The sequence below is a fragment of the Shewanella algidipiscicola genome, from assembly GCF_900380485.1.
Classification (GTDB): Bacteria; Pseudomonadota; Gammaproteobacteria; order Enterobacterales; family Shewanellaceae; genus Shewanella; species Shewanella algidipiscicola.
Genome location: NZ_OXJV01000001.1, coordinates 236,679 through 262,962, shown reverse-complemented (window position 1 = coordinate 262,962; position 26,284 = coordinate 236,679). Strand labels below are relative to the sequence as shown.

Genomic DNA, 26,284 nt, shown 5'->3' with positions numbered 1-26,284 from the left:
CTCTATATAATTAATAGGTTAGACAAAAATCAGCTCGAAAGCAGAATAAAATGATTACTTATAATCTCTACCCATGGGATATAATCAAAGCAAATTTTCCCTATGATATTGGTTATTCGTGCTATCTAATCCATCAAAACTGATCGAAAGAAACAGTGATCTACTTAAATCAAAAGATGTTTTACTGCTCAACATTGAAGGTGACCTATTAGCAAAAGAGCTACAGAGCGTCGCGAACACGGTCAGCACCTTAGCACTGGATTTCAATCACCATTTACAACTATTACCCTATGAATCAGCGAAGTTGCAACTGCATTTTGGCCATCAAATGGCTAATGATGAACGTTTCGATTGTGTGGTGCTGTTTTATCCCAAGTCTAAAAGCTTAGCCCCTTACCTGCTGAATTTGGCCGGCCTGCATCTTAAACAGGGTGGTCAACTGCTCGTGGTGGGTGAAAACAAAGGCGGAGTGCGCTCACTAACAAAACAGCTGCCAAACTACTTTGATGCCGCGAGTAAACTTGATAATGCTCGTCACTGTTTGTTATTTAGCGCCGAGCTAATAGAAGTTGCACCAAAAATGAACCTCAATGATTGGGTCAGTCGCTATACACTCGAGACTCCGCAAGGCGCATTAACCATCTGTAACTTGGTGGGGGTATTTAGCGAAAAACGCTTAGATGACGGCACGAAATTATTGCTTGAACATCTGCCGAGACTCTCGGGTAGAGTGCTCGATTTCGGCTGCGGTGCAGGTGTGATTAGCGCCGCCTTACTCAAGGCAGATCCCGCTATCACTATGGAATGTGTCGATATTAACGCCATGGCGCTGGCCTCATGTGAGCTCACACTCGCAGCTAATAATATGACAGCTAAAGTCTATCCATCAGATGGTTTAGCACAAACCCAGGGGCAATTTGACGCGATTATCTCTAATCCCCCGTTTCATGATGGCTTACATCACACTACGAATATCGCGACGCAATTTGTACAAGATAGCGCCCAAAAACTCACCCGCGGTGGTCAATGGCATATCGTGGCCAATCGCCACCTGCCCTATAGCGAGGCTATTGCTAGCACTTTTAAGGGCGTCAATGTCAGCGCAGAAAACAACAAGTACAAGGTGTACTCGCAGCGCAGCTAACCCCTTGTCGGCAATGATGTAAATACATAAACAAGCCAGGCGACAACCGTCGCCTGTTTTTTTTACTACAACCTAGTGTCTGTTACTGTAAAGCACACCCGACTAACCGCCGAAAAGCATAATCCTCCACCAAAGCCATCGTGCCGCATTACTAAATAATCCAATGATTTAATTTGATTAATGTAGCGCGACCCAGCTCAATACTTAGTAAATAAAGGCTTCATCGGCTAAACTTTATGCTGTTATACTCAAGAGACTAATTATAAGAGTCAACTTGTGGAAACACTTATGCTGTCCCCTGAACTAATCGAACTAAGTAGTGATGGTACATTAGCTCAACTCAAAGTGACCCCGGCTATCCATGGCCCCATTTCCGTAGAAATGATTAACCAGCTACTTTCGCTAGGTGAATTCACCAAGCTATATCCACTTAAACCTGTTATCGACAAAGCGGTCATACAAGTCAACCAACTTATCGGTCAAGATGATGGCCACAAGCCACAACGGTTTAATATTGCCGAGCGCCGTTATGGTAAACTTGAATTCAAGATCGCCGACGACAAGATGAGTGCCGCCATGACACTCACCGCAGCATGGGGTGGTAAGGAGATCACCTTGCCCGATATTCTTAATGCATTAAAAAAACACGCCATCTGCATGGGGTTAAGCAAGCTAAAAATCCAATCAGCACTGCAGCAATTAGCCCAGCTACGCCCAGGTGAGCAGTGCACCGAAGTGATTGCCAATGGTAAGCCGGCAATTAACGGTACCCACGCCAGCATTGAGCGTAAAGTGCCTCTGGCCCGAGAGCGCTTACTGCAACCGCAAAAACGCGAAGATGGCACCGTCGATATGCGTAATCTCGGTGCCGTCATCATGGTCAAACCGAATGACGTGTTAATGGTTAAAACACCTGCAACTAACGGCTCTGCCGGTTACAAAGTCAATGGCGATAAGCTACAGCCTGCGGCGGGTAAAGATATCAAAATGGTTGCCGGTAATGGTACTAGCTTCTTGAAACATGATAGTAATACCCTCATCGCTAGCGTGGCTGGCCAGCCAGTCGAAACCAGTAACGGCATGCAGGTCGATGATGTTTTGCAAATAAAAGATGTCGATATAGGCTATGGTAATGTCGATTTTAAAGGCAGCATCTTAATCACAGGTGACGTCCATGAAGGTATGGTCGTAAAAAGCAGTGGCGATATAACCGTCATGGGCTTTGTCGACTCCGCCTATCTCAATGCCCAAGGGGATATCACCGTCAGCAAAGGGGTGATCGGCCGTCAGCTTAAGGATGAGCAACTGTCGACCACCTTAGAAGCTAAGGGGCAGATCTCGGCGCAATTTGTGCAATATTCTAATTTAACGGCCGACAAAGATATCCTGATCACCAAACAACTGCTGCATAGTCATACGGAAACCCAATCAAGGCTCACTGTCAGTGACGCCAATGGCCGTCGAGGCGACTTAGTCGGCGGCATAGCCAAAGCCAATAAAGGCATTAAGGCGGTAATTATCGGCGCTACTGCGGGCACCAAAACAGAAATCTATTGCGCTATGCACTTAGGTGACCTGAAAGAAACATTAAAACAGTTGGATCACGGCATTAAACAGATGGTGGTCGCTAGGCTCAACATTGAGTCGAGGCTAAACAAGTTGCCACCGAAAGCAACTTGGCAAGATGATGAATTGATGGTTGAACAAGTCAAAGGGATGCTGGAAGAGAAGCGTCGCATTGCCGCCGAATGCGCCCGTGAGGAGGTTGAATACAACTTACTAGAGCAAGAAGTAGAAGATTACTATCGGCAATATCGGGTCGAGGCTGGTAAACATATTTTTGCTAATGTCGAACTACACATAGGTCCTGCCCACCAGCGAACTCAGCGCGAACACGGCTTCTGTATTGTCACGAATCATAATCAAGAGATAAGCTTCGACTATAACCGCCATTAAGCGCCCCAACGCCCCATCATTCACAGGTATAACTTAATGTTATGCCTGTTTCATTTTTAAGGCGTTTACAGGCATAATTTGCCCCATATGATGCCAATCAACTGAGATATAATGTGGAACTCCTTAAGATAGAGTGTTTGGGTAAAGAACTAAGATTAGAAGGCTCAATGGCAGGCTGGCAACAACTGTATTGGGGTGGACAATTAGTGTCGGCACTACCAGCATCAGCCAACAATGAAGGCTTAAAACAGCATCAGTTTGAACTAAAAAGTCCATCGGATGATGACCAGCCAAGCATCACCATCACGCTTTCTATCGACTTAACATGGCAACCTTTTCATCTAGAATACAGTCTGTTAAAAGACGATGACCTCATCATTCAAGGCAGCCGTAACAGCAAAGACATAGAACAACAAACGCCGGCACAACCGATAAAAGCCAAACCACAATTTAGCTGGGTTGGCTTAGGCTCATTGGGGTTTAAATTATTTAAGAGTGCCAAGGTGATCAAAGTGGTACTCGCTGGCGCCAGTGTGGCCGCCTACTCTTGGCTATTTTCGTTCCAATTTGCCATGGCGCTTATCGCCTGCTTAGTGTTTCATGAATATGGCCATATCCGCGCCATGCAATATTTTGGCATGAAAACTAAAGGGATTTACCTTATTCCTTTTATGGGCGGCTTGGCGCTTAGTGACGAAAAAATCAATACTCGTTGGCAAGATGTGGTGATTTCTATCATGGGGCCCACCTTCGGCCTATTGATGTCGCTGGCATCCTTATTGGTTTACTGGGTCACCGGCAATATCTTTTTTGCCGGACTAGCGGCCTTTAATGCACTACTAAACCTATTTAACCTGTTACCTATTTTGCCCTTAGATGGCGGTCATATTCTTAAAAGCATCAGCTTTTCGATGAACAGCACGCTGGGACTGATGGCCTGTATCGCTGGCGCCGCAATTGGCGTGTTTATTAGCTACACATTAGGTTTAGCACTGCTAGGTTTCTTGCTGTTAATTGGCAGCATGGAGATAGTATTTGAATGGAAAACACGCCATCAGAGCCACCTACTGCCGTTAGACAGATATGGGCAACTCTTCTCGGCGATTTGGTATCTATTAACCGTGGGCGCGTTAGTGGCTATCATCTGGTATTTTGCCGGTAGCGGCGACGAGATGCTCAGTCTGCCACTGAAGATACTACAAAGCTAATACCTAGACTGTACTAACTTAAACAACATAAGAAGGTGGGCCTAGCCTGCTTTCTTATGTTTCACATCGACATGCTCAAATTGCAGGCATAAAAAAACCTGCTACCAAGCAGGCTAATGTCTCTCATCGATCAATTTGGTACAGATGGCGAGACTTGAACTCGCACGACCGTTAGGCCACTAGCACCTGAAGCTAGCGTGTCTACCAATTCCACCACATCTGCAATGTCATTGACAAAAAAACCTGCCACAGAGCAGGTTTCTTATCTCTCTATGAGAGTATTTGATAATGGTACCGAAGGACGGACTTGAACCGTCACTCCCGAAGGAAACGGATTTTGAATCCGTCGTGTCTACCAATTCCACCACTCCGGCTTATCAAATAGACCTTGCTAAAACATCTCTGCTGAGCAAGTGAAGCAAATTATACCTTCGCTTTAGCCAATGGCAAGTCTTTTGAACACGATTAATGGTCGAGTGGATAAATTTCAGCCGCATGGCTTGTGAACAGAAACTTAAATGGGGGATTGGAGGCAAAATAAGGCGATCGCCAGCACAGATTTAACCAAATCATTGCAGATTAGAAATGCTTTGACATCATTAATTGATCAAGATCAGCATAAATCACATCTAATAGCGCTAATTTAGCCATGACATCTTTATAAACATCTGCGAAAGAGGACTTCTCAAATGGCATTTTGGTTAGATTTAATGTTCGGCAACCCCATTGGTTTAATGTCTATGTTGGTTATCTTTACCACCATTGGAATAATGTCATACATCATGTGGCTGTTTATATCGAAGTCAAAACCAGAATAGATAGGGCTTTTTAAGGCTCAGTGTTAATACACATTTCTAATGCAAAGGGGGCTCAAGCCCCCTCTTTTTTTTATACCGCAATAACTTAAGCTGCGTGTTTACGACTTGGCACCATGCTGTGAATAAAGTGTGGTCTCGCTTTCATCAACAACTGGATCTGCTCTTGATTTGGCTCACCTTGCGGCAAGCGTAGTACTTGGCGGTTAAGGTGGCTTCTGGCGGCCATTGATATTTTATAATCGGCAGTGGGCCCTTGAATCGCATAATGCTTTTGGTTACCTAAGTATTCTAAAATATTGCTCTCGAGTAAGCTTTTCACTGCCGCTTCATTTTCGGGCAAGGTCAAGATAGTCTCACCTTGTAAGAAAAACTCTCGTAATAATGCTCGCTCAGTCGGATCGAGTAATAACACTTTCTTTTCGATCACCTCAACAGTACGTTTCCCCTTGAGATGAGTAATCGCCTCGTCAATAAAATAGTTGGCAACCTTCATCAACAGATAAGCCACGCCAAGAAGCAGCACTAACCCAATAATGTGCGCATTATCATTGACCACGCCCTCTAACTTAAGTGCACTAATCACCGACAGAGGGGCAAACATCAAGGCCGCACTGACTAATGTTAGCCATAGGATTAAGTTAAACATCACTTGCTGTGGCGTTGCATGCTTAAAAAGAGTCAAATTCAACTTTTCCATTTTAGTATCCAGTGTCAAAAAATCTGCAGTCGCTTAGACAATGCAAATTAGATACCAGAAATAGGCAGAATAACGCCCAAAATAAAATAAAGTTGCATGACTTAAAAATAGACCCACTGCGTCACGAGATGACTCAACCCCATAGGTGGTTTTACTTTATAGGCTTGTACTATCTATATGCTACGTGGCCTATTATGACGGCCGAAATGGCTCTTGAGTTATTCGCCTTAAGTCACTCGGGCAGCAACCTTAGTGATAGGCTCCTTAACCTTTGCGGCAATCACTTCACCGCCATAGGCGAGTGCGACGCCATGAAATACGATTAATATTCACCATTCACATGGCGCTTATAACACCCACTCAGTCAATATACTGATAGCATCAGTAACATCCGTTCACTGACAATATTATCACCGGCTAAGCAGTTTGCTGAACATCACCCCGTAGGTACGCTTTACTTGTTATAAGCTTTAGCCGCAAGCTTGCTCAGCACTCGACTGACGGCAACAAAACCAAAGGTACCAGTCACGACAGTCACTGCCCCAAAACCTGAGGCGCAGTCCATACGCATGCTGCCTTCGGCCGTCGCCTTGGTATTACAAACGCTACCATCACCTTGAGGATAAACCAGTTGCTCGGTCGAGAACACGGCTTCAATACTAAAGCGGCGCTGCACATTTTTTGAAAAATGGTATTCGCGGCGCAGTATATTTCTGACTTTGGCCAGCAAGGGATCTTGGTAGGTCTTTGCTAAATCAGTTACCTGTACCTGGGTAGGATCCGTTTGGCCCCCCGCCCCACCCACAGTGACTATGGGTAACTTTTGACGCTTGCACCAGGCAATAAGCGCCGCCTTAGGTTTTACCGCATCGATACAATCGATAACATAATCGAGCGAGCCGCCGGCTTTTTTACCATTAAAATACTCAGCAAGATTATTAAGAGTAATGAAATCTTCTACCTCATTAACACGACATTCAGGGTTTATCTGCCGAATACGCTCTGCCATCACAGCCACTTTAGACTCGCCTATGGTCTCTTTAAGCGCATGTAGCTGCCTATTGGTATTTGTCACACAGATATCATCGAGATCGATTAAGGTAATTTCGCCTATGCCGCTACGTGCTAATGACTCTGCCGCCCACGTGCCAACGCCACCAATTCCCACCACTGCGACATGTGACTGCGCAAACAAGGTTAACGCCTTAGTGCCATAAAGACGGCCAATACCAGCGAATCGATTTAAGTAAGCATCTGTAAGTGTTGGCAAGCTCAAGCTGTACTCCAAAATAGAGATTAAAAATAGAGATTAAAGACATGTCGATTTTATCCTAAACACCCACAAAGCGAAAATAAAACCCTGTAATACACTCAGAGTGAATCATAACCTGAACACGGTATGAGGCGATTCCGATTAACATTGTCCCGTTCGACATCGACCGTAGCGCGTAGCCCATGTCGGCACCCCACTTTACCTAACAACACGGCTCAACACGGCTCAACACGGCTCAACACGGCTCAACACGGCGTAATATAGCGAGCTTTGTTGATCAAAGCACAACTGAACAACAGGATTATCACACCTTAGGGCGCCATTACTCGGTAAACAAACTACAATGTTAGCTCCTGCTTATTGAGCAATACCCAATTAACCTTGTTAATGAGTCGCTTGAGTGTGTTAACAGGAGAATAATTGCGGCTTACGCCTGACGATTACTTTTTACACAAGGTGAGCAAATTGTTTGCAAAACTTGGCTAAAAACCTATCTCAATGGGTAAAAATTTGATCTGAGCCACAATTTTAAAATTATAAAAAGGTACACTGCTGACCATCTTGTTTCGGGTAGGGATGCTCGTAACAAAATGTGGAAACGATGTTAACAAACATTACAAAATGGAACAGAACTCAGTTCTTGGGAGCACAACACATGAAAAAATCTTTAATCTCTGCATCAATCGCCTCTGTACTTACTTTGGCTTCATTCGGTGCGCTAGCCGATGGTCCTAACTTTTATGGTCGTTTAGACTTGTCTGTGACCAATTCTGACGAAGGTTATACCACGCAAGAAAGTAAAAAAGGCACGATTCTAGAAAACAACTTTTCAAACCTAGGAGTGAAAGGTAGCGAGAAGATTGCAGAGGGATTCGACGTTGTTTACCAAATGGAATTCCAAGTAGAAAACACTTCTTCTAAAGGTGACGTATTTAAGGCGCGTAACACTTTCTTAGGCCTTAAAACCGTTGCTGGTACAGCTCTAGTTGGTCGCAACGATACTGTATTTAAGCAATCAGAAGGTAGCATTGACCAGTTTGGTAACAGCAACGCCGATATCGACCGTTTAGTTGGCGGTCAGACTCGTTCTGCAGACGGTGTCTGGTACTACTCACCCAAAATTGCTGACTTAGTGACTATCAATGCTACTTACTTGATGACTGACAATAATCAAGCAAATGTTGATAATGCTGATGACCAATACGCAATCAGCGCCACTTTAGGTGACAAGAAGTTCAAAGCACAAAACTACTATGTAGCAGCGGCTTATAACAAGGGTATTCAGTCAGGTGGTGAGTCAATCGACGCGTACCGTGGTGTAGCCCAAGTAAAACTTGGCGACTTCAAAATTGGCGGCCTATTTCAACAAACAGAGCTAACATCAGATAGCTCTGTAGATGGTAACACCTACTTCGTCAACGTAGCTTACAACCTAAACGGCGTTAACCTAAAAGCTCAATACGGTAAAGATGAAGCGGGCTTTGGTAAATATTACAAAAATGCTGTGGGTGACCAAGGTCGTGGTACTGACATTAATGTACAAAACATCACTGTCGGTGCTGATTACCGCGTAGCTAAATCAACACTAGTATATGGCCACTATGCTATGTATGAAGGTGATCACAAAGTTGGTGCAGCTAAAGTAGATCTAGCTGATGACAACGTGTTCACTGTTGGTGTACGTTACGACTTCTAATCGGCTGAGTCTCTGACTCTAGTTCGATAAAAAGGCGACCTTGGGTCGCCTTTTTGCTACTTACCATTGGACATAATAACCTAGCCCTTTCTCACTAAGCGATACACAGATTCAGTTAACCAAGACACCTGCTTGCTAACAAAGCGTGGGTTTTGAGCCAACACATCATCACAGCGCAAGCGTTCAATCTCGAAGTATTCGCTCATGTTAGTCATCACCCAACCGTCAGATACCGCAAACGGTGGGCCATTAAGGGCGGCCTGAGGATAATCTAAGGTAATGAGTAAACCAATACTTTGGGGGGCTACAAGCTTGGCTAGCTGCTTAACATATTGCTGGCGCATCGCTTCGGGCCACGCGATTAACGCGGCTCTATCATAAAAGGCAGTGCACTGGGCTGTCAGATGAGTCGGTAAGGTAAATAAGTCACCTTGATAAAGGGTAATCTGTTCGGTGCAATAACGCGTATGCTCCCCGAGGGATTGAACCTCGACACTTAACTCATTGTCGGTGAAAAACTGTTCAACAGCAGCTTGATTGAGCTCGCAAGCAACCACTTCCAGCCCTTGTTCGGCCAAATAACACAGATCTAAACTCTTACCACACATGGGCACAAATACACTTGCCCCCGATGCCACATTTAACTGCGGCCAGTGCTCAATCAATAATGGGTTGACCTCACCTAAATGAAAGCCTATCTGTTTCGATGCCCACTTTTCGTGCCAAAAACTTGGTTGCATATCTAGCTCCGCTGCGACTCCTGACAAATAATCTGCGGGGTACTTTACTGCCAAGTGCAAGCGGGTGCAAAACTAAGCTTAATTAAATGTACGGAAATCAGGCAATATTCAATACCTTTTGTACCCGTCTGAGCCAGACGCAGTTTTCACACTCACAGTTGCGCCGCGACAAATGGTGTGGCGTTAAACTCGAATCGATAAAATCAACCGCAATCAACAACTGCTGCCTTAACTCCTGCACCGATTTTTGCTCAACGGCCACCAACTCATCATTATGGTTCATCCAAGTGCATTCCATCCCTTGGTGACAATGAATACATTGCAGATCTGTGCTGTTAAAAAAACCGGCATGGGGGCAAAACTTTAACTCCATCGACTGCACAATACGTTTTCTAGGATATTCTAATAACTCTATTAACAGGGCCTTATCGGGTTGTGACATCACACCCTCCTATTGTTCGGATATCTGCTATTAACTTAAGCGGTTAATATTTATATTAGCTTTAGGTTACCTTTATGGCTGTGGTTCATAATTGATGTAGGTCAACATCGGCAGCAAAAAAATCAGTTAGGAGTCCCAAGTATGAAAAATCTAGCTATTGTGCAGTTGCCTTTGTTCTTGTTATAAAAACCATATTCATTATTAACGACAGCGACCATGGCCAATCTCAGCGCAGCGACGCCACAGTTACAGCATTTCTATATCTCTGAAGAGCAATCTATCTATCTGCTTAAGGCGGATGATGCGCGTAAACATAAGGCCTGGATCCGCCTGTGTAAGCAGCAATTGCTCAAACTAGGGTATCGAGAGATAGAATTGGTTGGAAAAGGCGCTTACGGCTTTGTTTTTGCTGGCGTCGATGCCCAGCACAATGCCCACGTATTTAAATTTTCCCGTATGACCCTGCCGCAACACATTCAAGACCGCCTCGAAGAGGAGGCCTTTATGCTGTCGCAGGTGGTCCACCCCAATGTGCCACCTATGATTAAATTTGAGCGTGTCGGTAAGCAGGGCATTTTGGTGATGGCAAGGGCCCCTGGAGAAGATCTCGATAAGCTTTGCCTGCGTAAAGGAGCGCTACCTGTGGCAATGATCATGAGCATTGCTCGGCAGCTCGCTAATATTGTGCAGTATCTGCACCACGGCCGGCCCCTCGTCCATGGTGATATTAAACCCTCTAACTTAGTTTACGATGTTGACAGCCAGCAGCTGTCATTAATTGATTGGGGCTCGGCAGTCTTTGCCCAGCGTGATGGCCAAGGCAACCCGGTGAATGGCAATGTGATGGATCTGCTCTCAAGCGATCAACAACATACTAATGCCCGCATGGGGGATGTCTATTTTATTGGGGAAGAGCAACTCAATGGCGCACTGTCGAGCCCAAGGTTTGACGAACAAGGGGTTGCGGCAACCTTATACGCCTTGGCTTCTGGACAAGCGAGCCGCTTTGGCAGCAAGGTGATCCCAGCCACCAGTATCGGCTTGCCTATTGAACTCGCCCGTACTTTAGATGGCATGCTCAGTGACGATCCCAAAACCCGCAATCAAGCTGGTGACTACTTTCTCAAAAGCATGGCTCATAGCCATCGGCTGCATCTACCCGAGTTACCCCGCCCCCCCCTTAAACCTGACATACCTGTGTGGTCACTGCCCCGCAGCAAGGAGGTCGAAACCGTCAGTTACAGCTCGCGTAAATCGTTTCTTAAAGAGCACAATAGTGACGACCCCATCGCTAAGATGGACGATCTACAGCTTGAGAAATATTATCGCAACTTTATGGCGGGTATGGGGGATACCGAGAAAGGCTTTATCGCCGCCGTTGGCAGAGTCGGGCAATATTCAATTGTCGGTGGGCTGGCAATTCATTGGCAAGAGTCTGGCGTTTATATCGACTCTAACCTCGCGACCTATAACCGCGATGAAAAAGCAGCGTTGGTACTAGCCGTGAATAATATGGTGACCTTAGCGCGAGGGATACGTCGCATTGGGGTGTTTAAGGCTTGTTTCTTTAATGCTCGGGATACATTGCATCTCGAACGCAGCGATACCAGCCAGCCCTTTAAGCTCAGCCCAGATCAACAACTCCCCTTTGAAGTGGGCGATGTGCCGTCATTAGAAGATAAGTCGCGGCTACACTCTTATTTTGAAGATGGCCGCGATCCCGATGAAAATCTCGAACTCCCTAAAGCGATTATGACTGAGCTGGGCTGGATAAATCAGATTCATCATACTGGCTGTATTATTTTTGAGGTGCTTCCCCACCACATGAAAATTCACAGCTACTTACGCTTGCTGAACCCAAGGAAACAAGCAGCATTTCGCGCCAGTTTGGACAGGATCTTAAGCCATGTGGATAAAATTCAGGGCAAAGGGGTCTCAGGTTTTATGAAACTGCCTTATAAAAATACTCGCCGTTTTAACCATATCGACAGCAAACCCGCGCACTTTTATCCTAAAAATCCTAAGGCACTGCCCACAAAAGATTAGTGTTTGGGCGGCTGTTTATCGTCACTCTTGGCATTATCTTGCTTGTCGTCCAGACGTTGAGTATCAGACTCATCATGCTTGTGTTCATAATCACCATCGAAGGTATTGCCTTGATCGCCTTTAAACGGATCCTGACCAAAAGGCGAACGCCCACTTGCTGAGTCGTGAGGATTAAAAGGCCCTTGACCAAAATTGGCGTGAAAACCGCCTTGGCGCAGCACTTTTAATTGCATACGTTTATACAATAACGCCGCCAGTGGAATACGGGTTATTGGGGTCAGTAATAGTAAGCCGATAAAGTCAGTCACAAACCCTGGGATCAGCAGCAACAACCCGGCGATGGCCAACATCATGCCCTCGACGATTTCTTGTCCTGGCGCCTCACCTCTTGCCAGCTTTTGCTGTACCTGCATTAGGGTATGGATCCCCTGACTACGCACCAAAGAGACCCCAACTACGGCAGTCAGTAAGACTAATCCCACCGTAGTCCAACTGCCTAAGGCTTCACCGACACGGATCAGTACGTTTAACTCAATGACTGGTACCAGTACAAAGATCACTAATAGAATAAAAAACACACTGACCTCACTAAATAATTTTTAATTCATTGAAAACTAAATGGGGCTGAAGGGGTCTACTTTCAAGCTGGGCAATAAAACCTAGCCATTCGGCCTAAGCATATTACCTTGGATAATCTCACTATTTTAACCGTCGTTTAATGCAACCAGACGGTAAAAGTCGTAAAGTATCCGCCATTGAGAGTAACGCCATGCTCGCTGCGATGTGTCGCAATATTTAGGTATAACACCAAGCATCCACGGCTACAGCGCAAAATCACAACCTAAGAAGACGATACTAACATGCATGATACCTGTTTATTAGTCATGACGACTTGCCCAAACCAAGACAGTGCTATCGCCATCGCTCGCGCCTTAGTCGATGCGAGGCTCGCGGCTTGTGTGCAATTGTCAGCGCCGGTGACCTCGGTTTACCTATGGCAAGGCAATCTGTACGAAGAGCAAGAGATCTCATTACAAATAAAATGCCCCAGTCAAGCCTATGATGAGGTTGCTGAGCTGATATTAACTTTACATCCCTATGATGTGCCAGAACTTATCGCTACCGAGATAGCTTATGGCTCTGCTGCTTACTTAGATTGGATAAAAGAAACTACACAAATATGAAGAAAATACTGTTTATTGTTCTTGCGTCATTTCTGCTGCTTGCCCCCGGTGTACAAAGTGAAGGCATTTTCGGCGCCAACAAATTCGATTTCCTAAAGGATGAACCCAAACTAATGCCTGTGGATGAGGCATTCGTTTTTGATTTCAAACAACAAGACCAACACCTTGAGCTCAGCTGGGTAATAGCCGATGGCTACTATATGTATCGCGACAAACTTAAGTTTGAAGCGGACGGCGCCACACTCGGCGAAATACAATTGCCCTCAGGCAAAGCCCATACTGATGAGTATTTCGGCGAACAACAAGTCTATTACACTTACGTTGAAATTCCGCTGGCCATCAAACAGGCTGCTAACAATAGCACGCTCAGCGTGACCTTTATGGGCTGCGCCGAAGGCAAACTCTGTTATCCGCCAACCAAACGTAACGTACAGCTCACAGAAGTTGCCGCTAACGACGGCGTGCTACCAGTCAGCGATAACACCGCGATTGAAGACGCAGCGGCCAATAACCCGCCAGAATCTAGCGCCCCGATTACCGAGCAAGATTCACTAAGCCAGATGTTATCAGGCGATAATTTACTGTGGACCTTAGTGATCTTTTTTGGCTTAGGCATAGGTCTAGCATTAACTCCTTGCGTATTCCCCATGTACCCCATTTTGTCGGGCATTATTGTCGGTCAAGGTGAAAAGCTATCAACGGCCAAAGCATTTAGCTTGTCGATGGTTTACGTACAAGGTATGGCAATCACCTATTCCTTACTTGGGCTCGTGGTCGCCTCGGCGGGAATGAAATATCAAGCAGCCCTGCAACACCCTGCGGTATTGATTGTATTGGCTATTTTGTTTTTCGTACTCAGCTTATCCATGTTTGGTCTATACGACTTAAAACTGCCCTCAAGCTGGCAAGAAAAAATGAACCGCCTCTCCAACAACCAAAAAGGCGGCAATGTGGCAGGCGTGTTCTTGATGGGCGTGCTTTCTGGTTTAGTCGCCTCACCTTGTACCACTGCGCCACTCTCTGGTGCCTTGGTTTATGTGGCGCAGACTGGCGATCTACTGCAAGGCTTTTTGGCACTATATGTGTTGAGCATGGGCATGGGCTTACCACTACTTATCATTGGCTCCTCAGGTGGCAAACTCCTGCCAAGAGCCGGCGCATGGATGGATGTGATAAAAACCATCTTTGGCTTCCTGCTGATTGCCGTATCCATCGTGATGCTAGGCCGCATTTGGATCGGGCTCATCTCAGACCTGTTATGGGCACTATGGGGCGTGAGTTTAGTCGGTTACCTGATGCACCAAAATAAACAGACTGAATTTACCTGGAAGCAAACCGTACGTTCAGTTTTACTATTATTAATGCTGTTAGCTAGCTTCTCTTACGGCTTCCAAGCGGTCATGAGCAGCCTGGGTTTCCAAGCCCATAACGGCAATCAAACGAGTGATCACATGGTGACCCACAAAACCATTAAGTCACTGGCTGACCTGCAAATGGAAATTGAGGCCGCCAGTGCACAAGGTCAACCTGTGATGCTAGATCTCTACGCCGATTGGTGTGTGGCTTGTAAAGAGTTTGAAAACATCACCTTTAAAGACTCAGCTGTGCAACAGCGTCTAGCCCAGATGGTATTTTTGCAAGCCGATGTGACCAAAATGGATCAACTCGATGTAGAGCTGTTAGAGCATTACGATGTGTTGGGACTCCCTAGCCTATTGATGTTTGACGCTCAAGGGCAGTTACGTGATGAACTGCGTGTCACTGGCTTTATGAAGCCAGCGGCATTTGCCAGCCATCTCGATCTCGTCATAGAGAAAAAATAGCAATAACCCGCTCATTTAATTTAGCTTTAACAAGCCTCCCTCGGGAGGCTTGTTTATTATTAACACCGCAATCAATGGGATACTGCCGCAGATAAAAAATGGTTCTGTACGGTGATTTTTTTATTTATTGTTAATCTAAATCTTATATTATAAGCGCTGTTTAGTGTCATGGAACACACCTCATCCCCCCAAGGAGCAACATGGAACCAGCCATACTCATAATCACCTTAACTTGCGGCATCTTAGTCAGTCGTATCGGATTACCCCCCTTGATAGGCTATTTAGTGGCTGGCTTTATGTTGTTTTTGTTTGGCCTAGATGAAACCAGCTTGCCCCTGCTGGAGCAGCTCGCCAACTTAGGTGTCACCCTGCTGCTGTTTGCTATTGGATTAAAGTTGGATCTGCGCAGCTTATTTAAAGTCGAGGTTTGGGCAGGATCTAGCCTACATTTAATTGGCTCTATGCTATTTTTAGTCCCCCTGCTGAAACTGCTGGGTCTGTTAGGACTAGAACAACTTAGCGGGTTAGCACTCGATCAATTAGCCCTTCTCGCCTTCGCCTTGAGCTTTTCCAGCACGATTTTTGCCGTCAAAGTGCTTGAAGATAAAGGCGATATGCAATCCCTGTATGGCCGAATCGCTATCGGTATTCTGATCATGCAAGATATCTTTGCGGTCGCATTTTTAACTATATCTAAAGGTGATATGCCCTCTATATGGGCTCTGGGCTTGTTGTTACTCCCCCTTGCTAAACCGCTTATTTATAAAGCATTTGACCGTGTTGGCCACGGTGAGTTACTGGTCCTGTTCGGCTTAGTAATGGCGTTAGTTGTCGGCGCAGGCCTATTTGAGTTAGTTGGCTTAAAACCGGATTTAGGCGCCTTGGTCATAGGTATATTATTGGCGGGACACGCTAAATCATCGGAGCTGGCTAAATCACTATTTTATTTTAAAGAACTATTTTTGGTTGCCTTCTTCTTAACTGTCGGCCTAAATGGCTTACCTAGCTTTAGCGATATTGGCCTTGCCGCCGTGTTAGTCTTGGTGGTGCCAATTAAGATAGTGCTATTCCTCTACCTACTGACCTACTTCAAGCTGCGCTCGCGCACCTCATTGATGACCTCATTTAACCTAGGTAACTACAGCGAATTTGGCCTCATTGTAGCAGCGGTGGCCACCAGCAAAGGCTGGTTACCAGCCCATTGGATGGTCATCTTAGCGGTGGCGTTAAGTCTCAGTTTTCTCTTTGCTGCCCCGTTAAATGCAGCTTCCAGCCGTTTATACCAAAAGTATCAAAGTCGGCTACAGAAGTTAGAGCGCCATCCACTGCACCCTGAAGACAGGCCCATTAGAGTCGGTAATCCACGCTTTTTAATTTTAGGGATGGGCCGAATTGGTTCTGGAGCCTACGATGAACTGGCCAATAAGTTTGAAGGCGAAATATTAGGAATTGAACATAAACAGGAATTAGTCGATTTTCATCGAGCAGAAGGTCGAAACGTGGTGCAGGGGGATGCATCTGATACCGACTTTTGGGAAAAGCTCGACCGCGCACCAAATCTAGAATTAGTGCTGCTGGCGATGCCTCACCATACAGGTAATGAGTTTGCCGTAGAGCAACTTAAACGTCTCGATTATCAAGGCAAGCTAAGTGCTATTGTGCAATACAGTGAAGATGCAATATCCCTTAAAGAAGCGGGTGTTCACAGCGTATTTAACCTCTACGAAGCCGCTGGTGCGGGTTTTGTTGAGCATGTGGTACATGAACTTAAGTCCGGTCAACAACACGAAGCCGATATTGTTATCGAGCCCCAAGCGAACGCCAGCTAATCATCTGAGCATCTATTGATATTGGCTACCTGCTATGTCCTTGATAGCAGGTAGCGGCTTCCCCTTTGCTCGCACCGCTTATGACTAAGTAACCAAGCGGAAAACTCATCTCACCTGCAGAATCTCGACATGGCAACAACGCTCCCAACGCCTTTCCCCCTCGTATTGCTGTCAACTGCGCCCCCATAGACCCTAGGGCCGGTTGATCTTTGTTGGTTGAATGTTGTTCGAGATCAAAACGTGTTAATCGAGGCGAATGAATTGCAGCCTAGTCATTTAAGCAAAATGCACTTAACAAAGAGTAAAACGTTTTTAGCCGAACCCTTCGGGCAGCGTTTGTTGGGTATTTCTACTTCGTTATCAGCTTTTTATGTAGAAGAATAACTACACCACAAAGCTTCTGCCTTGTATAAACACCCAACAATTCGCTGCAAAAATAACCTTATAAGCTCAACAGGCACTAAGATTGATATCATATTCGCCGATAAGCAAAAACTGCGTTACACAATCGGTAAACTCATGATATAAAAATGACAAGGAACGAATCACGCTCCAACAATGGCGTGAAAATACTGTCACCGATACTCGGTGCAGAGAGTGCTCACCTTTTTCTGAGAAGCTTGATAGCATGGCAAATCCCGCGCAACGCGCCAATAAATTATTTGTGCAAACCTTTGGCACCAATGCTGACGATCTCTATCGTGCCCCTGGGCGTGTCAATTTGATCGGTGAACATACCGATTACAACGACGGTTTTGTATTGCCTGCTGCAATCAATTTTCACACTATCATCGCAGTAAAAAAGCGTGAAGACGATCGCTTTAGAGCGGTGTCGGATGCCTATCCAGGCAAAATTAACAGTTGGCACTTTGGCCAAGAAGGCAAGATGGACCCTGAGGATGGGTGGATAAACTACCTCAAAGGCTTTACCGCCGCCATGGCTGCCTCAGGCCTGCCAGCAAAGGGGATGGACATAGCTGTGGTAGGTAACGTGCCACTAGGCGCAGGGCTATCCTCTTCAGCCGCATTAGAAATTGCTTTCGGAACAGCCGTCAACGATTGCAGTCAGCTACGCTTATCTCCATTAGCCGTAGCCCAAATGGCGCAGCGTGGTGAAAACCAATATGTGGGTTATGCCTGTGGCATTATGGATCAAATCATCAGCGCCATGGGTCAACAAGATCATGCATTACTAATTGATTGTGAAGATCTCGACAGTGAACCCGTGCCAATCCCCGAAAGCCTAAGCCTGATTATCGTTAACTCGAATCTACCGCGCGGTGAAGTCGAGGCCCAAGAAGCGATACGTCGTCAACAGTGTCAACAGGTGGCAGATCACTTTGCTATCGACAGCCTACGTCACTTAGATTTAACGACCTTAGAAGCCGCTCGCACACAGCTGCCCGAGCTTATTTATCGCCGCGCACGCCACGTTCTCAGCGAAAACCGGCGCACTCAAAATGCCGCCCATGCATTGCAAGACGGTAACATTGGCCGCTTAAGTGAGTTAATGGCGCAATCTCATGCATCGATGCGTGATGATTTTGAGATAAGCTTGCCGGAAATCGATACCTTAGTTGAGATCATAGCTCAAGTGGTAGGCCAACAAGGTGGCGTGCGTATGACGGGTAAAGGATTTGGTGGTTGCGTCGTCGCACTGGTTGACCATGAACTGACCGACGCTGTAGTGGCGGCGATTGAAGCCCAATATCAAATGAAAACTGGGATAGAGCCGACTGTTTATCTTTGTTCGGCCAGTGGCGGAGCAAGTCGAGTTGACGAAAGCTGGCTCGATGACGAACTCTATTAACCGTCAATGAGTCACGCTTAACGGTTAAGCGATGCTTGCCCTTTGACCTCCTCGGTAACAAACACGAGGATATGGGCTAAAGGCCTGTTGCCGTTACGTGGCTGCGAATGATTTAATCGAAACAAGTTTATGACGGCGCTAAAAAAGAGGGAGCCACAGTGTAAACGGGAACAAATGCCGTTGCTCACACAGCAGGGAGCACCAATTAGATCATATATTTACATCAATTGGTATAACATAGATTTAAAACATTATAGCGTTCAAACATTCGATGGAGTAAAGGTTGAGGCTAAGCATCTTAGGCAGAGGCCCTAGTTACGCTAGAACCTCATACCCAAATGACAAACACGAACATCAAACCTTATACCTAACTGACAAGCGGGTTGATACAAGTTAACACTTAATTTTAATCGTCATCCGACCAATCGTCGAAGCCATCATCATCGAGACTATCGACTTCCAGCTCAACGTCATCGTCGTCATCAGAATCGACATCAATTTTCACTTTCTTAGGGGCCGGCGCTGGCTTAGCATGAATAGCTTCAACCCAGGCAGAATGCTGGCGCATAAACTGCTCTCGGGTAACCTGCCATTTAGCATCATATTCAGCTTTCGCGGCTTTGATCTCCTCATCCGTAAGGTCATGCAGATTTACCTTAACGATATCAACTGCATATTCAATCACGGCATCTCTTGCCGTGTTGTAAAGATAAACGCGTCCCGCTGAGGCTTCAGGGAACTCTTTATCATGAATGAGAATGGTGTTACCTCGTGCAGTACGAAGCTCACCATACCAGACAGATTCTGTAGAAGTGTCATACATATATGCTAATACCCTTAAATCAACACATACCAATATAAAGTTATTAAGCTGACAATTTCGTTAGCTTAGTCATTGTCACCACACAGAAATATTCTGCAGCGATGCTTGCGCACATTCTTAATAAATATCGGCAGAAATCAATAGCCAAATCGATCTATTTCATCTAATTGCTATCAAATTGTGCATTCTATCGATACTAATATCGAATTTAGCCGATCAAATCAGTTATTCAAGTTTTTTCTAAGCCTAAGCACCATCAAGTTCTATCGTGCCGCCGCTTCGCTGCTAACCCGATAATTCACCTGCCGCAGCCATCTTAAGCACTATTTTACCTGTGTGTTGACCAGACTCCATCAAACGGTGCGCCGCAACTACCTCACTAAAAGCAAACTCGGCAAACAGCTGAGGCACCAGAGGCTGGGCTGAGGAAGTAGCAAATAAGGGCCACACTTGCTCACGCAATGCATCAGCTATTTTTGCCTTCGCCGCCACCGATTGCGGTCTAAGTGTGGCGCCTGTCCAGGTAATACGCTTAGCCATTAAGCGAAACACATCGACATTCGCCGTTACGCCGCGTAACAGTGCTATGGTGACTAAACGCCCCTCGAGCCTTAGCGCTTTCAAATTAAGATTAATCATATCGCCCGAGGCCATGTCGAGCACAACATCGACACCATCAGGAGCAATAGCTAAAATCTGCTCGAGTAATGTGTCATCTCGGTAATTAAGCGCGTGATCAGCGCCTAAATCGAGGCAATACTGACACTTTTGCTGGCTTGAAGAGGTGGCGATAACCTTAGCACCCAATTGCTTAGCTAGGGCTATCGCAGCTGAACCTATACCGCCCGAGCCACCGTGAATTAGCACAGTCTCTCCAGCTTGCAAACCACCGCGCATAAATAGATGCCCCCACACGGTAAAAAATGTCTCGGGCAGCGCCGCCGCTTGTGCCAAATTAAGCCCGTTAGGGATAGGTAAGCAATGAGCAGCCCAAGTCACCACCAGTTCGCCATAACCACCACCAGGCACCAAGGCACAAACCTTATCGCCAATACGCCACTGCGTTACCGACTCCCCGAGGGCGACAATGGTACCCGACACTTCAAGGCCTAATACTGGGCTAGCGCCCTCTGGTGCAGGATAAAGCCCTTTACGCTGAGCGATATCGGGGCCATTAACCCCAGCATAGTGCACCTGAATCAATACCTGATCGGGTGCAGGTAACGCCACCTCCCCCTGAGTCAAAGAGATCACCTCAGCCTCGCCAGGGTGACTAACATGCGCCTGCAGGCAAGATAGCTTACGTTTATTCATAGATGACTCTCTTCGATTAATGTGGGTGACAAGCACTAAGTCACCAATGGCTATGGTTGACACTTAATGCTGTTTATCGCTCAGCGTCAGCATAGAGATAGGTGCATAACGATAAGGCAAATCTGCTCGCCTTAACCTAAGGTTAAGCCTGTTCATACCGGCGCGATAATAAAATGTGTCTCAGTAATGGGCAATTCAACCCTCTACATTCAAAAACATAACACTATTGACACCATCAAGCCTTATTTAGCCTGTTCTCTGGGAGAAATAATTTTATATCATCTTATTTTTAATACATTTTAATTATTTATCTGGCGGATCTTATTTAACGTTCCTCACTGAAGCAATAAAAAAGCGGCCCGTAGGCCGCTTTAAATAAGCGCATTTTAGATCATAAGCATTATTGCTTTAAGGAGCGTTTTAACACTCAGTGTTACAACGCTAAAGTGGCAATCGTGAATGAACTAGCGTTACCAATAAACTAGAACTGCACCGTAATAATATCAGAGCACAAGTTGCTATCGGTTTCACAGATAACATAGCCAAATGCCTCGCCTTCCACAGTGCTAAAACGGTCACGGTAATTACCATCGTTAGCCGTTGTGGCGATCGCTTCGCCATTGCGGTAGATAACAACAGACTCGCCTATTGCACCGTCCCAGTTGAGATCAACCATGGCGCTGCCTCGACGCGAAAGCTTAGTTCGAACCACACTTGCGCTAACAGCACGCTCAAATAACTCGATATCGTTTGAATAAGTGTCGGTTCTGCCTTCGCTATCAGTGACCATTAGTGTAACGGTATACACACCAGCACCCGCATAGCTGTACATAGGGTTAACTTCGCTAGACAAGCCAGCACCGTCACCAAAGTCCCATTGATAGCTCACAATATCATCATTAATATCGCTACTGGTATTGCTAAAGTTAACATCGAGCCCTTCAATAGCATACTCAAAGCTTGCTACAGGAGCAGCTGGTGCAGCGTCACCTAATGCAGTGATCACTAATCCCCAATTATTAAGGGTTCCCGTGTCTCCGCTAACATTATCGGTAATCGATAAGGTCCAATCGCCTGTCGCCATTTCACCATCGAAGTCACTTAGCACCCATGACTTAACAATATCATCAGCACCGCCGCCATCTCGGTTATGTAACACCACTTCGGTGCCAGCAGGAGACGTTAGCTTAACCACGAGATCGCCAATCCAGGTATGCGTAATATTCACATCGGCTGTTAAACCAAATATAAAAACAGGATCGGCAACATGAATAATGCTGGTGATCCCCTCAGAATTATCATCAGGAATCGCAGTAACCTCCTCATTGTCATAAGGAATATCATTCAACCCTTGTGGATAGACAGACAATGAAACCACTTTTGACTTCACCGTTGCCCCATCATCACCGGTCACTGTGATCTGATAATCTCCCCACGCCGCTTCAGCTTCAGTGCCGACATTTAGGGTAAAGTCATCACCAGCGCCTACTGTCGATGATGAAAGTGACACGCCATTGAGTGCAGGTGTCGTTTCAACGGTCAGCGCGACCTCACCATCCCAACCTGCTACGCTACCCACACTAAAGTCATAACTGACCGCGCTGCCAGCCTCAACCCTTTGTGTCATCGGGGTTACCGTAAAGCGATAACCCGGCTCAGGATTAGCTTGTTCGAGTGCATTAGCCACATTTAGACGAGTACCAGCCACCGTTTTACCAGTAAGCGCCGCATTAGCGTCGCCAGAGATCATGAGTAACTCTTTCATCTCAACGGGAGTTAAATCGGGATTGATTGACCAAACCAGAGCCGCGGCCCCCGCAACATGAGGAGATGCCATCGAAGTACCAGAATAAGAGGCATAGCCACCGCCAGGAACCGTCGATAAGATTGAGCTGCCGGGTGCGCCCATATCCACACTGGTTAGCCCATACTGGGAAGTACCCGACATATTGTCATCGCGGTTAGTGTTGGCAACGGCAAAGACGACATCCGACTCGTAACTTGCTGGGTAGCTAGGTACGGCATCATTATCTGTGCCATCATTACCCGAGGCGGCAACAAACAAAATACCGGCTTCACCACCCGCATCAATCGCATCTTTCAATGCCTGACTAAATGCACCACCGCCCCAAGAGTTGTTAGTGGCTTTGATGTTTACCCCATGATTAATTTTTAAATCAGTCATGTAATCGATACAAGCAATGGCACCTGCGGTAGAGCCAGAGCCGCCAGCATCGAGGAACTGACAACCAATAATACTGACATCCCAGTTAACTCCGACCACACCAACGCCATTATTACCTGTGGCACCGATAGTGCCAGAAACGTGAGTGCCGTGACCATTGCCGTCCATAGGGTCACCATTGTCATTGATAGCACTGTAACCATAAATATCATCGATCACGCCATTGCCATCATCATCGATACCATTGCCGGCGATCTCCCCTGGGTTAACCCACATATTCGCTTGCAGATCAGGGTGGTTATAATCTACGCCACTATCAATCACGCCGATGACGATATGACTATCACCTGTGGTGGTATCCCACGCCTCAGGAGCGTCTATATCGGCATCGGCTGTACCGCCATCTTGCCCAGTATTATTTAACCCCCATAACGATGAGAAATTAGGATCATCAGGCGTACCGCTTACCTTAATAACATAGTTTGGCTCAGCGTACTTTACTGCAGGATGGCGACTAATAAGCTTAATCGCTTGATCGATATCTGTGCCTTTACGTAATGACAATCGAGCCAGCTTACCATTGAGTAATTTAGCGAAGCGGTCATCCACTCCGTCAGCATTTGCATCACGAATTGTCGCATTAACGAGATGCTGAGCCGAGGCACGCTCACTTGGCGTGGCATTGTCTTTATAAACCACTAACAGCGAGTCTTTTACATACTCATGCTGAGTGGACGTTTTGGCAAGCGCTGGGGCGGCTGAAACAGCGATAATACCGGCAATAGCCGCTGTTAAAGGTGTCAGTTTGTTTATCATAAACACATTTCCTATTAGTCCTTTATATTTTACGAACCGGTACTCCATACATCGACCAAGCCGTTAGGTTGTCATCAATTGACACCCTAATCCTCAGCGAATCGCCGGCGAGAGTTAACGCGGAGATTGTTGCCACATAAGCCAAGATTAGAAAAGAGGCTTGCGACGCTTTAATCCTTAACTACTAGTAACATGGGCTAGGCCTTACCAAGTAAACCTAACGCCGACAAAGCCTTTAAGCCTTAAATATCAACAACTAAAAATCATTAAACGGTAAGGTATCGACGTTGTAGCCTGCCACAATAAGTAGACCTTTTTCTGATTGCAGCGCTCTGGCAGCCCTGTACCTTGACTATCTAACGCTGAATAGGATACCTAGCTAGCAGCTAGCTATGTATTTCATCAGTGAACGTAAATAAAGAAGCTGCTTTTCTTTACTTATATCGAAAGCTTAAGGAGTGTTACGTGTCAGTAGTTAACCGAATGGGAGCCACGATTGCCCTCATATTGATCTCAGTCGCTAGCCAAGCAACTGAGCTTGATAGTGGGCTAAACGCCCTTCCAATAACACTGCAAACTTTACTTGAAAGCTCTGGACGAGAAAATGCCATCAAGCTAACCCAATTAGGTGTATTAAACCATGCATACCTAAATCAGTCGGGTGAAGGCAATATCACCAACCTACTCCAGATGGGGAGCGGTAATCAGGCTCAGGTGATGCAATACGGTCAAGATAATGAGGTAGAGCTTCTGCAGGCCGGATTCGATAACCAAGCCAACATCACCCAAATTGGTAACGAGAATGTAGTACAGCTCAACCAGCTAGGAAGCGCTAATTTTTCAATTGAACAGATTGCCGATGGTGCAGCAATCACAATAACGCAATATTAAATACAGGGAGCGTCAAATCATGACACCGCAAATCAAAAAATCGTTAATCGCATTAGCTATCACCGCAAGCTTAAGTACTCAGGCTTTTGCAAGCACTAGCAATGAAGCTACCGTCAAGCAAAACGGTGTAGAACAAGACGCAATTGTACTGCAAACGGGTGATCTTAATATCGCCGATGTCAATCAAGAAGGGGCAGCACAAGCGGCCAGCGTCACCCAAAACGGTGATTGGCACGAGTCTTATATTGATAGCCGTGGTAATGACAACACAGTGGCGACAGAGCAAACCGATGACTGGCACGTATCGGATATCACTATAGAGGGCGATGGCAACGACGCCAGTGTGACTCAGTCGGTTTTTTGGAACCAAAGTACCATTGAAATCACCGGAAATGATAACCAGACCACAGTCTCTCAAACTGGCTCATTAAACGAATCGAATATTGAGCTCATTGGTGATAATAACAGCACAGATGTGAGCCAAAACGGTGACGAAAACTTCAGCGTATTTCGCGTTCAAGGTAACGATAACGATGGCACCATCATTCAGAACGGTAGCTCAAACCAAGCAGGGATGATCGCGCTCGACTTCAGCCCTAATATCGGCAATAACAATGATGTAAGCCTGACCCAAAATGGTGATTTAAACCTAGCCGGTGTTCGTGGTATCAACGGCGATGATAACACCATTGAAATGACTCAAGAAGGTATCTTCAACACTGGCTTTATCTATGCCTTAGAAGGGTCTGACAACGACATCGAGTTTGACCAAAACGGGGCTTTCAACAACGTGGTACTGCAGTTCAGCACGGGTGATGATAATAATGTATCTGTCCGCCAAGAAGGCTTTGCTAACTCAGTGGGTGATTCCTATGTCGCGGTTATCGATGGCAGTGACAACCGCATTGATATCATTCAAGAAGGTGATAACAACTTAGCTGAATTTGAAATCACGACAGACAGTAACGACGTTGATTTAGACCAAAAAGGGGATAACAACTATGCCGCTTTTGGTGCTTATGCTGGCGATGATAACGACTTTGATCTCTCTTCTACAGGCAATAACAACCAAATCCATGCGTTTGCTGCTGGCGAAGATAACGACATTGAAGTGTCTCAAGAAGGTGACGACAACTTCGCCTTCGTAGAAACCATTGGTGATGATAACGAAGTCGATGTGAATCAAGATGGTATTGGATTTAATGAAGCTATTGTTTCAGTTGCGGGTTTTGAAAATACCGATGTTACTGTGTCGCAAGATGGTGAACTTAACTTAGTTGATTTGATCATCACAGGTGATGAAAACTTTGCCTCAATCACTCAAACAGGTAACGGTAACTGGGTTGGGGGTAACGAGGGGGTGAGTTCTTTCAAGGTATCGGGTGATGCAAACAGTCTCACCATTGCACAAACCGGTAATGACAACTTAGTAGAAGGCTCACAAACGGGTATGAATAACGTTATCAACGCAACCCAAATTGGTGACTTTAACGTAGCCACTATCGTACAAAACTAAAGTAGTTGTATCGGCTAACCTAAAAAGGAGCCTTTAGGCTCCTTTTTATTATCGCTGAATACTTTTTTATACC

At 45.9% G+C, this 26,284-nt stretch carries 20 protein-coding genes and 2 tRNA genes; 12 read left to right on the top strand and 10 right to left on the bottom strand.

Annotation, left to right across the window (positions count from 1 at the left end; genetic code table 11):
- Positions 1-118 precede the first annotated feature (118 nt).
- The 3 genes from DN599_RS01180 (at position 119) to DN599_RS01170 (ending at position 4,308) form a co-directional block, all read left to right on the top strand.
- A complete protein-coding gene (locus DN599_RS01180) occupies positions 119-1,144 on the top strand; it encodes a methyltransferase (protein ID WP_110455831.1) in 1,026 nt (341 codons plus the stop codon).
- A 288-nt stretch (positions 1,145-1,432) separates the two neighbouring features.
- A complete protein-coding gene (locus tag DN599_RS01175; RefSeq protein WP_110456748.1) occupies positions 1,433-3,100 on the top strand; it encodes a DUF342 domain-containing protein in 1,668 nt (555 codons plus the stop codon).
- A 113-nt stretch (positions 3,101-3,213) separates the two neighbouring features.
- Positions 3,214-4,308, top strand: coding sequence for a site-2 protease family protein (locus DN599_RS01170; RefSeq protein WP_110455830.1), 1,095 nt, complete (start codon positions 3,214-3,216; stop codon positions 4,306-4,308).
- Between the two features lie 136 nt (positions 4,309-4,444).
- Here the strand turns inward: DN599_RS01170 and DN599_RS01165 are convergent.
- Together DN599_RS01165 and DN599_RS01160 are read right to left on the bottom strand one after the other, a co-directional pair.
- Positions 4,445-4,531 (bottom strand) — tRNA-Leu (locus tag DN599_RS01165).
- Between the two features lie 66 nt (positions 4,532-4,597).
- Positions 4,598-4,682: transfer RNA gene (locus DN599_RS01160), tRNA-Leu, on the bottom strand.
- A 315-nt stretch (positions 4,683-4,997) separates the two neighbouring features.
- On the opposite strand from DN599_RS01160, the gene DN599_RS01155 reads away from it, so the two are divergent.
- Positions 4,998-5,126 carry a DUF3149 domain-containing protein gene (locus tag DN599_RS01155; protein WP_110455829.1) on the top strand — a complete coding sequence of 43 codons (129 nt, stop codon included), beginning with the start codon at positions 4,998-5,000 and terminating at the stop codon, positions 5,124-5,126.
- A gap of 85 nt (positions 5,127-5,211) precedes the next feature.
- Here DN599_RS01155 and DN599_RS01150 read toward each other — a convergent pair whose 3' ends face one another.
- Positions 5,212-5,823 (bottom strand): superinfection exclusion B family protein, encoded by a 612-nt coding sequence (locus DN599_RS01150; protein WP_110455828.1) that lies wholly within the window; start codon positions 5,821-5,823, stop codon positions 5,212-5,214.
- A gap of 454 nt (positions 5,824-6,277) precedes the next feature.
- On the bottom strand, positions 6,278-7,099 hold the full coding sequence (gene tcdA / locus DN599_RS01140) for a tRNA cyclic N6-threonylcarbamoyladenosine(37) synthase TcdA (RefSeq protein WP_110455826.1): 822 nt from the start codon (positions 7,097-7,099) through the stop codon (positions 6,278-6,280).
- A 652-nt stretch (positions 7,100-7,751) separates the two neighbouring features.
- Between tcdA and DN599_RS01135 the strand changes: the two genes are divergently transcribed.
- A complete protein-coding gene (locus DN599_RS01135) occupies positions 7,752-8,792 on the top strand; it encodes a porin (RefSeq protein WP_110455825.1) in 1,041 nt (346 codons plus the stop codon).
- Positions 8,793-8,872: 80 nt separating this feature from the next.
- Here the strand turns inward: DN599_RS01135 and DN599_RS01130 are convergent, their stop codons facing one another.
- Both DN599_RS01130 and DN599_RS01125 read right to left on the bottom strand, forming a co-directional pair.
- Positions 8,873-9,532: a thiopurine S-methyltransferase gene (locus DN599_RS01130; protein WP_110455824.1), complete on the bottom strand. Its 660-nt coding sequence runs from the start codon at positions 9,530-9,532 to the stop codon at positions 8,873-8,875.
- A 97-nt stretch (positions 9,533-9,629) separates the two neighbouring features.
- A complete protein-coding gene (locus DN599_RS01125; RefSeq protein ID WP_110455823.1) occupies positions 9,630-9,974 on the bottom strand; it encodes a hypothetical protein in 345 nt (114 codons plus the stop codon).
- A 216-nt stretch (positions 9,975-10,190) separates the two neighbouring features.
- Here DN599_RS01125 and DN599_RS01120 point away from each other — a divergent pair, with 216 nt between their 5' ends.
- Positions 10,191-12,020 carry a protein kinase domain-containing protein gene (locus DN599_RS01120; RefSeq protein WP_110455822.1) on the top strand — a complete coding sequence of 610 codons (1,830 nt, stop codon included), beginning with the start codon at positions 10,191-10,193 and terminating at the stop codon, positions 12,018-12,020.
- Here the strand turns inward: DN599_RS01120 and DN599_RS01115 are convergent.
- A complete protein-coding gene (locus DN599_RS01115; protein WP_110455821.1) occupies positions 12,017-12,598 on the bottom strand; it encodes an FxsA family protein in 582 nt (193 codons plus the stop codon). The two genes, DN599_RS01120 and DN599_RS01115, sit on opposite strands and share 4 nt — an antisense overlap.
- Positions 12,599-12,880: 282 nt before the next feature.
- Between DN599_RS01115 and cutA the strand changes: the two genes are divergently transcribed.
- From cutA to galK, 4 genes are all read left to right on the top strand, one after another.
- A complete protein-coding gene (gene cutA, locus DN599_RS01110) occupies positions 12,881-13,204 on the top strand; it encodes a divalent-cation tolerance protein CutA (protein ID WP_110455820.1) in 324 nt (107 codons plus the stop codon).
- Positions 13,201-15,027, top strand: coding sequence for a protein-disulfide reductase DsbD (locus tag DN599_RS01105; protein ID WP_110455819.1), 1,827 nt, complete (start codon positions 13,201-13,203; stop codon positions 15,025-15,027). Before cutA ends, DN599_RS01105 begins: the two co-directional genes overlap by 4 nt.
- A gap of 200 nt (positions 15,028-15,227) precedes the next feature.
- On the top strand, positions 15,228-16,856 hold the full coding sequence (locus tag DN599_RS01100) for a cation:proton antiporter family protein (protein WP_110455818.1): 1,629 nt from the start codon (positions 15,228-15,230) through the stop codon (positions 16,854-16,856).
- Between the two features lie 628 nt (positions 16,857-17,484).
- Positions 17,485-18,666 (top strand): galactokinase, encoded by a 1,182-nt coding sequence (galK, locus tag DN599_RS01095; RefSeq protein WP_110455817.1) that lies wholly within the window; start codon positions 17,485-17,487, stop codon positions 18,664-18,666.
- A gap of 406 nt (positions 18,667-19,072) precedes the next feature.
- On the opposite strand, the gene DN599_RS01090 is transcribed toward galK, so the two are convergent.
- The 3 genes from DN599_RS01090 to DN599_RS01080 all read right to left on the bottom strand — a co-directional run bounded on the left by DN599_RS01090 (position 19,073) and on the right by DN599_RS01080 (position 23,804).
- On the bottom strand, positions 19,073-19,489 hold the full coding sequence (locus DN599_RS01090; protein WP_110455816.1) for a hypothetical protein: 417 nt from the start codon (positions 19,487-19,489) through the stop codon (positions 19,073-19,075).
- Positions 19,490-19,774: 285 nt separating this feature from the next.
- Positions 19,775-20,803: an NAD(P)H-quinone oxidoreductase gene (locus DN599_RS01085; RefSeq protein ID WP_110455815.1), complete on the bottom strand. Its 1,029-nt coding sequence runs from the start codon at positions 20,801-20,803 to the stop codon at positions 19,775-19,777.
- Positions 20,804-21,284: 481 nt separating this feature from the next.
- Positions 21,285-23,804: a S8 family serine peptidase gene (locus DN599_RS01080; RefSeq protein WP_110455814.1), complete on the bottom strand. Its 2,520-nt coding sequence runs from the start codon at positions 23,802-23,804 to the stop codon at positions 21,285-21,287.
- Positions 23,805-24,287: 483 nt separating this feature from the next.
- Here DN599_RS01080 and DN599_RS01075 point away from each other — a divergent pair, with 483 nt between their 5' ends.
- Together DN599_RS01075 and DN599_RS01070 are read left to right on the top strand one after the other, a co-directional pair.
- Positions 24,288-24,695 carry a curlin gene (locus DN599_RS01075; protein WP_110455813.1) on the top strand — a complete coding sequence of 136 codons (408 nt, stop codon included), beginning with the start codon at positions 24,288-24,290 and terminating at the stop codon, positions 24,693-24,695.
- 19 nt (positions 24,696-24,714) lie between these two features.
- The gene (locus DN599_RS01070) at positions 24,715-26,211 is read left to right on the top strand and encodes a curlin (protein WP_110455812.1); all 1,497 of its coding nucleotides are present in this window, start codon (positions 24,715-24,717) and stop codon (positions 26,209-26,211) included.
- Positions 26,212-26,284 lie beyond the last annotated feature (73 nt).